This is a genomic window from Streptomyces sp. NPDC052236 (assembly GCF_044548015.1).
Classification (GTDB): Bacteria; Actinomycetota; Actinomycetes; order Streptomycetales; family Streptomycetaceae; genus Streptomyces.
Genome location: NZ_JBIUBL010000022.1, coordinates 1 through 14,661 on the forward strand (window position 1 = coordinate 1; position 14,661 = coordinate 14,661).

General features: G+C 71.4%; 11 protein-coding genes and 1 pseudogene. 2 read left to right on the top strand and 10 right to left on the bottom strand.

Annotated features, from left to right (window positions below; translation table 11 throughout):
• The 4 genes and pseudogenes from ACIHCQ_RS30310 to ACIHCQ_RS30325 form a co-directional block, all read right to left on the bottom strand.
• Positions 1-1,364 (bottom strand): annotated as a pseudogene (locus tag ACIHCQ_RS30310) (alpha-mannosidase 2C1); the annotation flags it as partial.
• 169 nt (positions 1,365-1,533) lie between these two features.
• Positions 1,534-2,103, bottom strand: coding sequence for a putative glycolipid-binding domain-containing protein (locus ACIHCQ_RS30315; protein WP_399669254.1), 570 nt, complete (start codon positions 2,101-2,103; stop codon positions 1,534-1,536).
• A 113-nt stretch (positions 2,104-2,216) separates the two neighbouring features.
• Complete coding sequence (locus ACIHCQ_RS30320; RefSeq protein WP_399669257.1) at positions 2,217-3,137, bottom strand: S1 family peptidase; 921 nt, start codon at positions 3,135-3,137, stop codon at positions 2,217-2,219.
• Positions 3,138-3,771: 634 nt separating this feature from the next.
• Positions 3,772-4,731 carry a LysR family transcriptional regulator gene (locus tag ACIHCQ_RS30325; protein WP_399669260.1) on the bottom strand — a complete coding sequence of 320 codons (960 nt, stop codon included), beginning with the start codon at positions 4,729-4,731 and terminating at the stop codon, positions 3,772-3,774.
• An 87-nt stretch (positions 4,732-4,818) separates the two neighbouring features.
• Here ACIHCQ_RS30325 and ACIHCQ_RS30330 point away from each other — a divergent pair, with 87 nt between their 5' ends.
• Positions 4,819-5,514, top strand: a complete 696-nt coding sequence (locus tag ACIHCQ_RS30330) for a type 1 glutamine amidotransferase domain-containing protein (RefSeq protein WP_399669263.1) — start codon at positions 4,819-4,821, stop codon at positions 5,512-5,514.
• 53 nt (positions 5,515-5,567) lie between these two features.
• Here ACIHCQ_RS30330 and meaB read toward each other — a convergent pair whose 3' ends face one another.
• The 4 genes from meaB to ACIHCQ_RS30350 form a co-directional block, all read right to left on the bottom strand.
• Positions 5,568-6,554 carry a methylmalonyl Co-A mutase-associated GTPase MeaB gene (gene meaB, locus ACIHCQ_RS30335; protein ID WP_399669266.1) on the bottom strand — a complete coding sequence of 329 codons (987 nt, stop codon included), beginning with the start codon at positions 6,552-6,554 and terminating at the stop codon, positions 5,568-5,570.
• Positions 6,555-6,558: 4 nt separating this feature from the next.
• Positions 6,559-8,784 carry a methylmalonyl-CoA mutase gene (scpA, locus tag ACIHCQ_RS30340; protein WP_399669269.1) on the bottom strand — a complete coding sequence of 742 codons (2,226 nt, stop codon included), beginning with the start codon at positions 8,782-8,784 and terminating at the stop codon, positions 6,559-6,561.
• Positions 8,784-10,694: a methylmalonyl-CoA mutase family protein gene (locus tag ACIHCQ_RS30345; protein WP_399669272.1), complete on the bottom strand. Its 1,911-nt coding sequence runs from the start codon at positions 10,692-10,694 to the stop codon at positions 8,784-8,786. Before ACIHCQ_RS30345 ends, scpA begins: the two co-directional genes overlap by 1 nt.
• A 115-nt stretch (positions 10,695-10,809) precedes the next feature.
• Positions 10,810-11,148, bottom strand: coding sequence for a hypothetical protein (locus ACIHCQ_RS30350; RefSeq protein WP_399669276.1), 339 nt, complete (start codon positions 11,146-11,148; stop codon positions 10,810-10,812).
• A 208-nt stretch (positions 11,149-11,356) separates the two neighbouring features.
• On the opposite strand from ACIHCQ_RS30350, the gene ACIHCQ_RS30355 reads away from it, so the two are divergent.
• Positions 11,357-11,986: a DUF6629 family protein gene (locus ACIHCQ_RS30355; RefSeq protein WP_399669278.1), complete on the top strand. Its 630-nt coding sequence runs from the start codon at positions 11,357-11,359 to the stop codon at positions 11,984-11,986.
• Between the two features lie 132 nt (positions 11,987-12,118).
• On the opposite strand, the gene ACIHCQ_RS30360 is transcribed toward ACIHCQ_RS30355, so the two are convergent.
• Positions 12,119-13,003, bottom strand: coding sequence for a peptidoglycan-binding protein (locus tag ACIHCQ_RS30360; protein WP_399669280.1), 885 nt, complete (start codon positions 13,001-13,003; stop codon positions 12,119-12,121).
• Between the two features lie 27 nt (positions 13,004-13,030).
• Positions 13,031-14,626, bottom strand: coding sequence for a DUF6519 domain-containing protein (locus ACIHCQ_RS30365; RefSeq protein WP_399669283.1), 1,596 nt, complete (start codon positions 14,624-14,626; stop codon positions 13,031-13,033).
• Positions 14,627-14,661: the final 35 nt, after the last annotated feature.

The following is a 14,661-nucleotide window of genomic DNA, read 5'->3' on the forward strand; positions in this document are numbered from 1 at the left end:
CGGGTGCCGCGCCCCTTGTCCTGGTAGTTGCGCACCGCGTGCGCCATCTCCTTGCCGGAGAACTCGGCGTTGTACGTGTCGACCGGCGGGAAGTGCGTGAAGATGCGGGTGCCGTCGATGCCCTCCCACCAGAACGTGTGGTGCGGCAGCTTGTTGGTCTGGTTCCAGGACAGTTTCTGAGTCAGGAACCATTCGTTGCCCGCGAGCTTGGCCAGCTGCGGGTAGCAGGCGTTGTAGCCGAAGGAGTCCGGCAGCCACACGCCCTTGGTCTCGATGCCGAACTCGTCCAGGAAGAACCGCTTGCCGTGGACCAGCTGGCGCGCGAGCGCCTCGCCGCCCGGCAGGTTGCCGTCCGCCTCCACCCACATGCCACCGACAGGCGCCCACTGACCGTTCCTGACGGCCTCCTGGATGCGGGTCCAGACGCGCGGATAGTTGTCGCGGACCCACGCGTACTGCTGCGCCTGCGAGCACGCGAAGATGAACTCCGGGTACTCCGCCGCCAGTGCCGTCACATTCGAGAAGGTGCGGGCCGTCTTGCGCTTGGTCTCGCGGAGCGGCCACAGCCACGCGCTGTCGATATGGGCGTGGCCGACGGCGGAGAGGGTGTGGGCGCTGGCGTGCGCGGGCCGCTCCAGGGCGGGCCGCAGCAGCTCCCGTACGTCCGCGGCTGTCCCCGAGATGTCGTCCAGCGCCAGGGCGTCCAGCGCACGATCGATGGTGTGCATGATCTCGTGGCGGCGCGGGTCGTGTCCGTCGAGTTCCAGCATCAGCTCGCGCAGCACTTGCAGATCGAGGGAGAGGTGCCACACCTCCTCGTCCAGTACGGCGAGATCGGCGCGGGCGAAGGTGTAGAGGGGCGCCTTGCCCGCCGTCGTCCTGTCGCCGAGCGGGGTCGGGCGGAAGCCGTGGGCCAGGATGTCCGGGTTCGACGCCGCCTCGACCAGATAGTCGATCCGCTCGCCGCCCGCCGCGGGGTTGGCGACGGGAACGTACTGGTTCCGCGGATTGACGGCCTTCAGTGGGCTGCCGTCCGCGGTGTGCACCAGCGCCTCGGCCTGAAAGCCGGGACCGGAGCCGGTGAACCCGAGGTCGAAGACCGCCTCGACGCGGCTCCCCGCCCACGCGGCGGGGACTTCGCCGCGCACCCGGAACCAGGTTGTGCCCCAGGGCGGGCCCCACGGGGTGCCCATCGCGAAGGGCGCGTACGTCTGCGCGGCGGCCTCCGCGAAGGGCACCGGTTCGTCGGGAGCCTCCCAGGCCTCGACCTCGCAGGGGAGGAAAGCGGCGTGGACGGCGGGCTGGATGCGCTGGCTCAGGACGCGCTCGACGCGCTCCTCGATGCGGCGGCGTTCGTCGTGCATATGCGGCTCCTGCCTCAGATGAGCGAGAGTGGGATGGGCACTGACTGCGAGTCGAGGACCGTCAGCCTCATACCCCGACCACCCTCACTCCCACTCAGCCGGCACCCACGCACGCTACCGGGATTGACCGCAGTGCGCCGGGCATCGGCCGGGCGGTGAAGCGATGGAGTCAGGGGCCGGTCAGCCGGTGCGCCAAGTCCGGGTAGTTGATGACCAGGCCGTCCGCGTCGAACTCCACATCGCTGCGGTAGTCGCCCGACGCGAACCGGACGAGCCCGCCGCGTTCGGTGCGCGCGAGGTGGGTGTACGTCTGTGCTGACGGGTGCACCGTCAGGTCGGGCACCGAGACCCAGGCCGTCAGGAAGGTCCGCTCACCGGGCGTCAGATGGAGTCCGTGGCGCAGCAGCGGCATGGTGTTGGTGAGCGGGGAGAGCGCGATATCGCAGTCGAGTGCGCCGTCGACGTCGGGCAGCGGATCTCCGTCGGCTGTCCACCGGCCGTGGCCGTCGTGGAGCAGGCGGAGTTCGGACGAACCTGTGGTGGTCGCGGCGCGGATGCGCAGCTCACGGGTGACATAGTGCTCGCCGGTTTCGAGTTCGTACGAGATCCAGTGCGGGGCGGGCACGGTGGCGACGGCGCGCCCGCGGGCCTGCAGGGTCGTGCCACGGAGCTCGATCCAGGAGGTCTCGTACCCCTGGCTGTCGGTGACCGCCCAGGTAAGGACATGTGAGGTGACCATGTGCCCACCCAACAGGACGCGGACGCGACCGGCGGGCCGCCAGGAGGCGGCCCGCCGGTCGGTTCACCGAGTCGAGTCAGAAGTTCCAGACTGATGAGACTCTTGGAAGACTCTTAGAAGATGGAGACTCCGTAGGCGCTCAGCGCCTCAGGGACCGGCTGGAAGAACGTGGTGCCGCCGGAGGAGCAGTTGCCGCTGCCGCCGGAGGTGAGGCCAAGCGCGACGCTTCCGGCGAACATGGCGCCGCCGCTGTCGCCCGGCTCGGCGCAGACGTTGGTCTGGATCATGCCGTAGACGACGTCGCCGCTGCCGTAGTTGACCGTGGCGTTGAGGCCGGTGACCCGACCGCTGCGCAGGCCCGTGGTGGAGCCGCTGCGCTGGACGGACTGGCCGACGGTGGCGTTGCCGGCGGACGTGATGTCACGGTATGAGCCGTTGTAGAGGGAGACCCGGCCGTCCGCGGCCGAGGCGGTGGTGTGGCGGATGATTCCGTAGTCATTGTTCGGGAAGCTGGTACCGGCCCTGGTGCCCAGCGACGCGGTGGTGGTGGAGTTGGTGTACCAGGCGGAGGCGATGTTGGTGCAGTGGCCCGCGGTGAGCGCGTAGTACGTGGATCCGCTGCGGACGTTGAACCCGAGCGAGCAGCGTCCGCCGCCGCCGGCGTAGATGGCCTGGCCGCCCGCGATCAGCTTGTTGATCTTGCCGTTGGTGCGCTCGATTTCCAGGGAGCCGGCGCGAGCGCCCGCGGCCTTCTTGATCGTGGCGATCTCGGCGGCCGAGACGGTGGTGTCCGCCGTGACGACGAGCTTGCCCGTGGCCTGGTCCGTGTACCAGGCGGTGCCGGCGACATCCGCTTCGAGTACGGCGTCGCCGACCTCGGCCAGCTGGGCGGTGGTGGCCCGTGCGCTGGGGCTTGATTCGGCCATGGCGGTCGGGGCGGCAAGCGCGGTGACGGTCAGGAGAGTGGATGCGACGGCGATCAGCCGCGCACGTCTCGAGACGCCGCCGAGGGGGGAGAGGCGCTTGATGTTCACTACATCCTCCGGTGGGGGATACGGGAGCCCGCTGGGTGGACGGGCCCGTCATGGCGCGACTGCCGGGGTTGCGACGGTGTGGGTTGTGACGGTGTGGGTTTGCCGTCATGACCCTGACAATCGTGCTGGGGGAATCCTGGCTTCGTACGGAGGTTGCAGCAAGATCGCCTTTCGGCCGGTCTACGCGCGTCCAGCGTGGGTGTGTGAAGGCGTATGCCGGCCGGGTGCCGATGCCGGGCGTGCGGCGGCGGTGAGGGACGGTTTACTGAGGTGCTGTCAGTTATGCACGAATCAGGAGTGCCGGAGTGGGACCTGTGGGGCTGGGGAGGTCCGTACCGGCGTGAACTTCGCCATCTGCGCTGTTCAGGTGCGGCGGCAGGCGGGCGGTGCGTCAACCCGGTCCGATGCGGGCCGGTGCATGCCTATCCGGGCGCGGGAGTGGTTCCCGCACACAGGAAACCGTGGCCCCGGACGTTGTGCGCGGGTCGCCCAGTGGCGGTGCGGCACCCGGCCGAGGCATCCGATGGCCCCTCAACGGCCCGCGTCCCGCCGTGTTATGTGCCGTTCGCCACCGTTCGCCCACCGCGCCCGGGTGGCTGGTTTTCGCCCTACGGTCGTACGGCCGACCGGCTGCTCACCAGCCGCGGGCCTCGCGCACCAGACGGTCACGGACCAGCGTCAGGTGCGGGTTGTCCGACGTGCCCGGACGCTGAACCAGATAGCCGGTGTTGATCGGCGGGTCGTCGGGCGTGAGCAGCTCCACGAGCGTGCCCGCCGCGAGCTCGCCCGCGCAGAGATAGCGGGGGAGCACACTGATCCCCGCCCCGGCGGTGACCGCCGAGAGCACCCCGCGCAGATCCGGCACGGTCAGCGCCGCCTGACCGCTCAGCCGCCTGCCGAACACATGGCGCCAGTACCGGCGGGCGATGGGCAGATCCTCGGCGTACGTCACCAGGGGTACGGCCCGCAGTGCGGCGGGGCCGTCCGCTCCGACCCGGTCCGGGCCGCCGATCCGCTCCGCCCACCGAGGCGAGGCGACCAGCACGAACTCCTCGTCCATCAGCGGTACGGCGGTGAGCGAGCGCCCACGCGGGCGGCTGGTGGAGATCACCAGGTCGTAATGGCCGGCGCGCAGGCCGTCGAGGAGCTCGTCGGTGAGACCCGTCGTCACGCGCAGCCGCACCCCCTGCTCGATCAGGGGCGCGAGGGCGGGCACCGCGCGTACGCAGAGCAGCTCGGCCGGGCCCGCGAGGTGCACGGGATCGGCGGCGGCCCCCTCGCCGGGCGCGCCGCGGTCGGCGACCGCCGCCAGAGCGTCCAGCGGGGCGGCGATCCGGTCCGCGAGGTCGTCGGCGACCGAGGTCGGAGCGACACCGCGCGGCAGCCGCTCGAAGAGCTCGCGCCCCAACTGCCGCTCCAGAGAACGGATCTGGTGGGTGACCGTGGGCTGCGACAGCGACAGCAGCCGGCTGGCCGCGGTGAAGGATCCGGCCCGGTGCACAGCGAGGAACGTCCTCAGCAGCGTGAGGTCCAGCGGACCTTTCGAGGCCGCCTCCGGGCCACCGGGCAACCCATTGCCTTTCCTATGGCTCATGATGAAGAGCCTATTGGATACCAATGGCAAAGCGGTCTAGGTTCAAGGGCATCGGCGAAGAGTTACCGAACAGAGAGTTGTTGTGAGATGGCGAAGATCCTTTTTGTGGTGACCGGCGCGGACCACTGGACGCTGGCCGACGGCAGCCGGCACCCGACCGGCTTCTGGGCCGAGGAGGTAGTGGCCCCCTACCGGGCGCTCACCGAGGCGGGACACGCCATAGTCGTCGCGACCCCGGGCGGCGTCGTACCGACCGTGGACCCCGGCAGCCTCGCACCCGAGGTGAACGGCGGCCAGGAGAACGCCGACGCGATCAGCGCGGAGCTCGCCGAGATCGCGGCCCTGCGGAAGCCGCTCAAGCTGACGGACGCCGACCTCGCCGACTACGCCGCGGTCTACCTCCCCGGCGGCCACGCTCCGCTGGAGGACCTCGCCGTCGACGCCGAATCCGGCAGGCTGCTCACCGCGGCCCTCGACTCCGGCAAGCCCCTCGGCGTCGTCTGCCACGGCTCGGCGGCGCTGCTCGCCGCGGTGCGCGAGGACGGCACCTCGCCGTTCGCGGGCTACCGGCTGACCGGCTTCACCAACGTCGAGGAGACCCAGGCGGGCTTCGCGCCCAAGGCGAAGTGGCTTCTTCAGGACCGCCTCGTCGCGATGGGCGCGGACTTCCAGGAGGGCGCGCCGTGGGCCCCGCACGTGGTCGTCGACCGCAACCTGTTCACCGGCCAGAACCCGGGCTCGTCCGCCGCGCTCGCCGCGGAGCTGGTCAAGGCGATCGGCTGACAACGGTCACTGGCTGACAGCGCGTCGGTCCCTCGCCAGGGCTCCGCCCCCTGCTACCTGGCGAAAGCGTCCAGAATGCGCTCGGCCGCGAGCGTCGCCGTCAACTCCCCGTCCCGGACCAGTTGTTCCAGACGGGGAGCGAGCGCCCGCACCTCGGGATGCCCGCGCAGCCGGTCCCGCAGCGCGTCGTGGACCATCGTCCAGGCCCAGTCGACCTGCTGGTCGCGGCGCTTGGCGGCGAGCGAGCCGGTCGAGGCGAGGAGCGCCCGGTGCTGCTCAAGACGCTCCCAGATCACGTCGAGCCCGCTGCCCTCGCGAGCGCTGCAGCACAGGACCGGCGGCGTCCACGCGGCGTCCGCCGCATGCATCAGACGCAGCGCGCCCGCGAGCTCGCGGGCGGCGGAGCGGGCGTCGCGCTCGTGCGGCCCGTCCGCCTTGTTCACCGCGATCACATCGGCCAGCTCCAGCACACCCTTCTTGATGCCCTGGAGCTGATCGCCGGTCCTGGCGAGGGTGAGGAACAGGAAGGAGTCCACCATGTTCGCGACGGCGGTCTCCGACTGGCCGACCCCGACCGTCTCCACGAGCACCACGTCGTAGCCCGCGGCCTCCATCACCATCATGGTCTCGCGGGTCGCCTTGGCCACCCCGCCCAGCGTCCCCGAGGTGGGCGACGGCCGTACGAACGCCGCCGGGTCCACGGCCAGCCGCTCCATCCGGGTCTTGTCGCCGAGGATGGAGCCGCCGGTACGCGTCGAGGACGGGTCCACGGCGAGCACCGCGACCCGGTGGCCGAGCCCCGTGAGCATCGTGCCGAGCGCGTCGATGAAGGTCGACTTGCCGACGCCGGGCACCCCGCTGATGCCCACCCGCCGCGCCTCACCGGCGTACGGCAGCAGCTCGGTCAGCAGCCGCTGCGCGAGGGCACGGTGATCGGCGCGGGTGGACTCGACGAGCGTGATGGCACGGGCGATGTACGCCCGCGAACCCTCACGTACGCCCTGGACATAGCGGTCGATGTCGACCGTGGGTGGGGGCACCGTCTCACCGCTCGTGGCCGAGCGAGGCGGCCAGGGTCCGCACCAGATCCCGCGCCGCGTCCGGGATCACCGTGCCGGGCGGGAAGACCGCGGCGGCACCGGCCTCCCGCAGCGTCTGGACGTCCTGCGGCGGGATCACCCCGCCCACCACGATCATGATGTCCTCGCGTCCCTCGGCGGCCAGTTCCTCGCGCAGCGCGGGCACCAGCGTGAGATGCCCGGCGGCCAGCGAGGACACGCCGACGATGTGCACATCCGCCTCGACCGCCTGCCGGGCGACCTCGCCCGGAGTCTGGAACAGCGGGCCGACATCCACGTCGAAGCCGAGGTCGGCGAAGGCGGTCGCGATCACCTTCTGGCCGCGGTCGTGGCCGTCCTGGCCCATCTTCGCGACCAGGATGCGCGGGCGGCGGCCCTCCGCCTCCTCGAACTCCCCGACCAGCGCGCGGGTGGCCGCCACCGCCGGGGACGTGCCTGCCTCGTTCCGGTACACCCCGGAGATCGTACGGATCTGACCCGAGTGGCGCCCGTACACCTTCTCCAGAGCGTCGGAGATCTCGCCGACGGTCGCCATGGCGCGCGCCGCGTTCACCGCCAGCGCGAGCAGGTTGCCGTCCACCCCGCTGCCCTCGCCAGAGCGTGCGGAAGCGGTCAGGGCGCGCAGCGCGTCCTGGCAGGCCGCCTCGTCGCGCTCCGCGCGCAGCCGCCTGAGCTTCTCGATCTGCTGGGTGCGCACCGAGGAGTTGTCGACCTTGAGCACATCGATCCGCTCGTCGGTCTCGACCCGGTACTTGTTCACGCCGATCACCGGCTGCCGCCCGGAGTCGATGCGCGCCTGCGTACGGGCCGCTGCCTCCTCGATCCGCAGCTTGGGGATTCCGGCGTCGATGGCGCGGGCCATGCCGCCCGCCGCCTCGACCTCCTCGATGTGCTGCCAGGCGCGGCGGGCCAGATCGTGCGTCAGCTTCTCGACGTACGCGCTGCCGCCCCACGGGTCGATGACCCGGCAGGTCCCGGACTCCTGCTGGAGCAGCAGCTGAGTGTTGCGGGCGATGCGCGCGGAGAAGTCGGTCGGCAGGGCCAGCGCCTCGTCCAGCGCGTTGGTGTGCAGCGACTGGGTGTGCCCCTGGGTGGCGGCCATGGCCTCCACGCAGGTGCGGGTGACGTTGTTGAACACGTCCTGGGCCGTCAGCGACCAGCCCGAGGTCTGGCAATGGGTGCGCAACGACAGCGACTTGGGGTTCTTCGGCTCGAAGGACCTGACCAGCTTCGCCCACAGCAGCCGCGCCGCCCGCAGCTTCGCCACCTCCATGAAGAAGTTCATGCCGATGCCCCAGAAGAAGGAGAGCCGCGGTGCGAACGCGTCCACATCGAGCCCCGCGCCCAGACCCGCCCGCAGATACTCCATCCCGTCGGCGAGGGTGTACGCCAGCTCCAGATCGGCCGTGGCCCCGGCCTCCTGGATGTGGTAGCCGGAGATGGAGATGGAGTTGTAGCGGGGCATCTTCTGCGAGGTGTACCGGAAGATGTCCGAGATGATCCGCATCGAGGGTCCTGGCGGATAGATATAGGTGTTGCGGACCATGAACTCCTTGAGGATGTCGTTCTGGATGGTCCCGGCCAGCTTCTCCGGCGGTACGCCCTGCTCCTCGGCGGCCACGATGTACAGCGCCAGAACGGGCAGCACGGCCCCGTTCATCGTCATCGACACGCTCATCCGGTCCAGCGGAATGCCGTCGAACAACTGCCGCATGTCGTAGATGGAGTCGATGGCCACACCCGCCATGCCGACGTCGCCCGTGACCCGCGGATGGTCGCTGTCGTAACCGCGGTGCGTCGGCAGGTCGAAGGCGACCGACAGGCCCTTCTGACCGGCGGCGAGGTTGCGCCGGTAGAAGGCGTTGGACTCCTCGGCGGTGGAGAACCCGGCGTACTGACGGATGGTCCACGGCTGGTTGACGTACATCGTCGGGTACGGGCCGCGCAGATACGGCGCGATCCCCGGGTACGTGTCGAGGAAGTCCACACCGGCCAGGTCCTGCCCGGTGTACAGCGGCTTGACGGGAATGCCCTCAGGCGTGTCCCACACCAGCTCGGCGTCGTCCTTGCCGGTGTTCGCCTTGACGGCCGTACGCCACTGTTCCTCGGCGACCCCGCCCGTGCCCGCGGGCCCGAGCTCGATTCCTGAGAAGTCGGGGATTGTCCCGGGGATTGTGCCGGGGATTGCCATCACGCCACTCCGATGTGGTCGAGTACGGAGGTGAGGACGGCGACCGCGTCGCCGCCCGCGACGAGGAACCCGTCGACACCGGCCCGTTCGTACGTCTCACGCCGCTCGCCGGGCCGCCCCGCGAGATACACCCGCAGCGCACCGGCCGCCTTGAGCGCCTCGGCCACCGGCGCCGCCTGATCGGCATACAGAGCGTCGCTGGAACAGAGGCACGCCACGCTCGCCCCACTGGCGGTGAACGCCGCGGCGGCCGAGGCGGCGTCGACCGAGACCGGTTCGTGGACCGGTTCGATGCCGCCCGCCGCGAAGAGGTTGGCGGCGAACGCCGCGCGCGCGGTGTGCGCGGCGGCCGGGCCCAGAGCCGCGAGGAAGACCCGCGGCCGGGCGCCGGTGGCCACCAGACGCGCGTCCGAACGGGCCCGCAGCACCTCGTACGCCTCGTCGCGGCGCACCCGACCGAGACCGCCGGACGGTACGGCGGGCGCGGGGTCGCGCTCCACCGGCGCCTGGGCGAGCAGCGGGAACTCGCTCACACCGGTGACCACCTCGCGCCGCGTGGCCAGGTCCTTCTTACGGCTCTCCCAGGTCGCGCCGATCCGCTCGGACACGAGCCCGCCGCGCAGCGCGGCCTCCTGGCCCCCGGCGCGCTCCAGCTCCTGGAACCAGGCCCACGCCGCGTGCGCGAGCTCGTCGGTGAGCCGCTCCACGTACCAGGAACCGCCCGCGGGGTCGATGACCCGGCCCACATGCGACTCCTCGACCAGGATCGTCGAGGTGTTGCGAGCGATCCGGCGGGCGAAGGAGTCCGGCAGCCCCAGCGCGTGATCGAAGGGCAGTACGGTCACGGCGTCGGCGCCGCCCACGCCCGCCGCGAGCGAGGCGACCGTCGTACGCAGCATGTTCACCCAGGGGTCGCGGCGGCTCATCATCACCGCGGACGTCACCGCGTGCTGGCGCTGCGCCCCGGCGGCGGGCTCCGCGCCGCAGGCCTCGGCGACCCGCGCCCACACCCGGCGCGCGGCCCGCAGTTTCGCGATCGTCAGGAACTGGTCGGCGGTGGCCGCGTACCGGAACTCCAGCTGCCCGCAGGCCGCCGCCACGGACAGGCCCGCGGCGGAGAGGTCCCGCAGCAGCGCGACGCCGGTGGCCAGCGAGCAGCCCAGCTCCTGGGCCGCCGACGCGCCGGCCTCGTGGTACGGCAGCGCGTCGACGGTCAGCGCCCGCAGGCCGGGGTACTCCCGGTGGCAGAGCACCGCGAGTTCGGTGGCCGCGGACGTGTGCGCGGCGAGGTCCCCGTACCGGCCGGTGCGCGCGGAGTGCCCCAGCGGGTCGGCGCCGAGGTTGCCGAGCGCCGCCTCCGGAGCCACGCCCCGCTCCCCGTACAGGCGCAGCAACTCCCGCGCGGCGGCGTCGAATTCGCCGCCCGCGTCGAGTACGACGGGGGCCAGGTCGAGCAGGACGCCGTCCAGGGCCGTGGCCAGCCCGGAGACCGGTATCCCGGCCGGGCCGAGGGACAGCCAGATCGAGGTGACCCCGTTCTCCAGGTCCGCGAGCACGGCTTCGTTCGTACGCACGGGATCGGGCCGGTCGTGGCGCTGGCGTACGTCCCAGCCGGAGACCGCGCCGCCCTCGGGCCTGCCGCCCCGGGTGAACGGAGCGAAGCCCGGATACCCGGCGTCGTCGGAGTCGGAGTCGGCTTCGGCGTTGGCCGTGCTGTCGCCCGCGGTGTAGAGCGGACGGGCGGTGAGCCCGTCGTCCAGGGCAGTGGACAGCACGTCCTCGGCCGCCGAGTCCGGGACGTCCTTGCCCGCTTTGCGCAGTACACCGGCCACCAGGGCCTGCCACTGCTCATGGGTCGCATCCGGGAATTCGGCGGCCAGTGAGAACCCGTCATAGGGGAGGACCGTCATGCTCGGATGTTAGGTCAAGCGCTCAATGGTTCAGCAGGGGACCCGGTTGTGACCTTCCACTCCCGGATCCGCTGTTGATCCTTCGCGCGCGATGCCCTATCCGGATCCGGAACCGTCAACTGAGCCTGTCGGCGGAAAACTGAGCCCCTCCCGAAAGCCGGCGCCCCCGACAAGAGCCGGAACGGGTTTGCCCGGCGACCAGCGCGGCCGGCACGACCAGCCCGCCGACCGCCTGCACCGCGCTGAGCTCCTGGTCGAGGACGAGCCATCCGGGCGCGCGCCGTGGGCGGCGGGCCTTCCACGAGCAGGGCGGCCGCGCCTCGGCCGGCAGGACGAGCAGGCTGACGCCCGCCGCACCCACGATGCCGGCGAGCACGGTACGCCGGGTCAGCCGCTCACCGCCCAGCCCGAAGGCGAGCCCCGCGACCAGCAGGGGCGAAGAACGCCCCGACATTGAGCGCGCCCAGCACCAGCGAGCGCCACCACCAGATCCCCCTGCGGCAGGCGGCGGGTGACGGCGACGAGTACAAGGCCCGCGGGAAGGGCGCGTACGGCCGCCGCCGAACGCGACACGTTCGCGGAGGCGCTGCGCAATCTGCTGGAATCCCTCGGCGACACCGCGGACTGACCGGCCCGCGCCCGCACGCGATACGTTGACTGCCATGTGCTGGAGCGCGACGGCCGACCTCGTGGCGGGCGCCTCCATCTCCGCGATCGGGACGCTCTGCGTCGCCCGCGTACGCCGGGCCCGCGAACTGCCGCTCGCGGCACTGCCATTGCTCCTCGGCGCCCACCAGATGATCGAGTCCGAGGTCTGGCGCACCGGCGGCGGCTCCGGCCCCGCCACCATGGCCTGGGCGGTCATCGCCCTGCCCCTGCTGCCGGTCTGGGTGCCCCTGGGCGTGCTGCTCGCCGTGGACCCGCGGATCCGGCGCGGGCTGCTGCTCCCGTCCGCCGCCGGGCTCGCCACCGCCGCCGCACTCGCGTACTGCCTCGCCACCGGCTCCGTGACGGCGGAAATCCGCGGCCACACCCTCGGCTATGTCCTCGACCTCCCGCTGTTGCCGCTGATCATCGCGGGGTATCTGCTGGCCACCGTCGGTTCTCTGCTGCTCGCCGGTGATCCGGTGCTGCGGCTCCTCGGCGTCCTGGCCGGGGTCGGGTCGGCGGTGTGCGCGGCGCTGTGGCGGCTGGAGTTCGTCTCCACGTGGTGCGCCCTCGCGGCGGTGGTCTCCGTGGTGATGCTCGGCTGGACGGGGCGGCCCGCCCTCTCCAGCCCCGCCGGCGATTGAGGCGCGGGGTGCGGGGCGGAGCCCCGTACCGCCCTTCGGGCGGGTGTCCTCAATCGCCGGACGGGTTCTAAAGAGCCCCGCCGGCGATCGAGGAGCGGGGTCCGGGACAGCGCCCCGGCTACGCGACGTGGGTCAGACGTTGGGCACCTTGAGCTTGTCCCAGCTCGTCTTGCCCGGAATGCCGTCCGCGTCACTGCCCGAGTAGCCCAGCTTCCGCTGCCACGCGGCGTACGACTTGCGGTCCGCGTCCGACCAGTCCGGGCTCGGCCCGACCTCGTACCGTCCACAGCCCTCGGCCACGAGTCTCTTGCCCATCGCCGTGACGATCGGACTCTTCCGTCCGTCCCGGAAGAACGCTGTCCCCGGGAATGGCTCGAATTTGACCGGCGGCTTCGGCGCGGGTGGCTTGGAAGGGCCGCTCGGCTTGCCCGTCAGACGCTCCTTGATCCGGGTGCGCATCGCATCCATCGTGAACCCGCGCGGATCGATCTTCCCCGGCTGCCACTCCTTGTGCCCGATCACCGAGCGGTAGGACCAGCCGTGCGCCCGGCAGATCGCCGCCGACGCCTTTTCGATGGCCTCCAGCTGAGCTGCTGGCCACGGGTCCTTTCCATCGCCCATGTTGACGCATTCGAAGCCGTAGAAATGACGGTTGCCGTCGGTGTTGGCCTCGTTGTCGGTGGGCAGCGCCGCTTCGTTGATCACGGCGCGCAGCACCTCGTCATCCCCGAGTCCGGCGTGGTTGGCCCGGCCGTTGCCGACCAGATGCACCGAGCCGTCTTTTGCTATGACCCCGTGGCACAGCGGCCCAGGCAGGCTCGAGTGGCCGTTGTAGCAGATGTCCACGGAGTTCTGGGTTCCCGAGGTCACCGTGTGATGGATCATCACTCCGTGCATCGGACCCCACGGACCTTTGTGGTTGCGGTTGTGTGTGCGCCAGCTGCGGTGCTCGACGACGTGCAGCCCTTCGTCACGGAGGACTTTCAGCAGCGTGGAGGCGGTAAGAGGCGTTGCCATCAGTGGTGCTCCTTCCCAGGTGGTGCGTCAGTTCTCAAGCGGCCCTGCGTCGTCCTGCCCTCCGCCCTGTGCGTCCGGACCGGCGGCCGGTGGCGCGGCGTCGGCCCTCTCCGCCGCCGTGGCTTCCGCCTCGGCTGAGGCCTCGGCGGCCAGCGCCTCCTCGTCCGCGGCCGGGATCCCCGCGGCCAGTTGACCAAACGTCATACGTAGATCCACGGCCGAACCCTCACCCAGCACCCACGCCAGTGGCGCGTAATGGACCTGGATTCCGGCCGGAGCCTGGAGCAGCGGCCGGCGCGCCGCGTCTGTCGGCCACTCGACACTGCCTGTCGCCGTACGTGCCGGAACAGTCCAGAAGTCGCCAGATCGGTACGACTTGCCCGGCTCGAAAAAGACGAACACGCCGTCCTCCAGCGGCAGCCAGCCGCCCTCCTCGATCCGGACCGCGCCACCCCGCAGCTTCGGCGCGCCCGGCTTCGTACGACCGGGCCGTCCCGCGTGCCGGGAACCCGTCCGGTGGTCCCATCGCCGCAGGAACGGGTGGAGCGCGGGGCGCCGCCCGACCGACGGATCCGGCTCGCCGGAGAGCCGCACCCGGCGGCCCGGCAGGTCGAGCTCCTCGACACGCAGCAGCGGCAGCGGCTCGCCGCGGCTGGTGTAGGCGGTGTCCACGAACTCCACCCAGTCGCCGACGTTCAGATCAAGCTTGTCGTCGCTCCCCAGCGAGGCCAGCTCCACCCACGTACCGTCGAGTTCGTCGACAGGGAAGGTCACCGAACCGTTCTCCCTGGACCACTTGAACGTCGCGTCCTTCGCCGTGCCGCCCTCGTGGATCTCCACCCGGTACATCTGGTTCTCCGGGCCCCGGTAGCGGGCGTCCGGCTTCACCAGGCACGGGTCCTCGTCCGCGTGGTCCGGGCGTTCGCTGCGCGCCGCCATCCGCGCGCTCGAGGCCTGCGCCGCCGCCCACTGCCCGAACGCCACGCGGACCTGGTCCTTGGTCGCCCCGTCCGCCACCTCCAGCCGCGCGCCCGCCAGCGGCAGCACCTGCCAGACGACTTTCAGCCGCGCCGCCGTGTCGGGCATCGCCGAACCGAGCGCGACCTCACGCAGCAGCGGGTCCTCGGCCGCGGTCACCGAGCGCTCCCACACCTTCAGATACGCCAGATACGGGAACTGGGCGGGCAGCCGGTCGCCGGGCCGCTCCGGGTCCCGATAGCCGTCCGGCTGATCCCAGTACGTCCAGGTGACAGGCGAGGCCGGGGCCGCGGGGGCCGCGGGAGCGTCGCTGTCCTCGGCCGTGTGCCCGTCCTCGGCCACCGGGACGCCCGGCCCCGGACGCGCCGCGTCGACCAGGATGCCGTCCACGTAGTAACGGCCGCCGCCGATGGACAGATCGTCCAGTTCCCGGCCGCCGCCCACAAAGGCCAGCGCGAAGCCGGTCGCACCGGCCGGGCCGCCGTGCTGCCCGATCAGGTCGGCCGCGGTCGTACGGGTCTGGAGCAGCTGGATCGCGGCCTGCTCATTGGCGTCCGCGTCGAGCTGGACGCGGCCCTGCTGTGCGATCACCGCCGAGTAGTGCCGGTCCGGCCGGAAGGTGATGCGGGAGATGTCTGCGTGCATGGGAAGGGGTCCCCCTCGTTCGGTGTTCGGTGTCA

What these genes read in the sequence shown, in the direction of transcription:
- ACIHCQ_RS30365 (WP_399669283.1), bottom strand. Translation starts at nt 14,626, where the DNA reads ATGCACGCAGACATCTCCCGCATCACCTTCCGGCCGGACCGGCACTAC.
- ACIHCQ_RS30355 (WP_399669278.1), top strand. Translation starts at nt 11,357, where the DNA reads ATGTGCTGGAGCGCGACGGCCGACCTCGTGGCGGGCGCCTCCATCTCC.
- ACIHCQ_RS30360 (WP_399669280.1), bottom strand. Translation starts at nt 13,003, where the DNA reads ATGGCAACGCCTCTTACCGCCTCCACGCTGCTGAAAGTCCTCCGTGAC.
- ACIHCQ_RS30350 (WP_399669276.1), bottom strand. Translation starts at nt 11,148, where the DNA reads ATGTCGGGGCGTTCTTCGCCCCTGCTGGTCGCGGGGCTCGCCTTCGGG.
- ACIHCQ_RS30345 (WP_399669272.1), bottom strand. Translation starts at nt 10,694, where the DNA reads ATGACGGTCCTCCCCTATGACGGGTTCTCACTGGCCGCCGAATTCCCG.
- ACIHCQ_RS30315 (WP_399669254.1), bottom strand. Translation starts at nt 2,103, where the DNA reads ATGGTCACCTCACATGTCCTTACCTGGGCGGTCACCGACAGCCAGGGG.
- ACIHCQ_RS30330 (WP_399669263.1), top strand. Translation starts at nt 4,819, where the DNA reads ATGGCGAAGATCCTTTTTGTGGTGACCGGCGCGGACCACTGGACGCTG.
- scpA (WP_399669269.1), bottom strand. Translation starts at nt 8,784, where the DNA reads ATGGCAATCCCCGGCACAATCCCCGGGACAATCCCCGACTTCTCAGGA.
- ACIHCQ_RS30325 (WP_399669260.1), bottom strand. Translation starts at nt 4,731, where the DNA reads ATGAGCCATAGGAAAGGCAATGGGTTGCCCGGTGGCCCGGAGGCGGCC.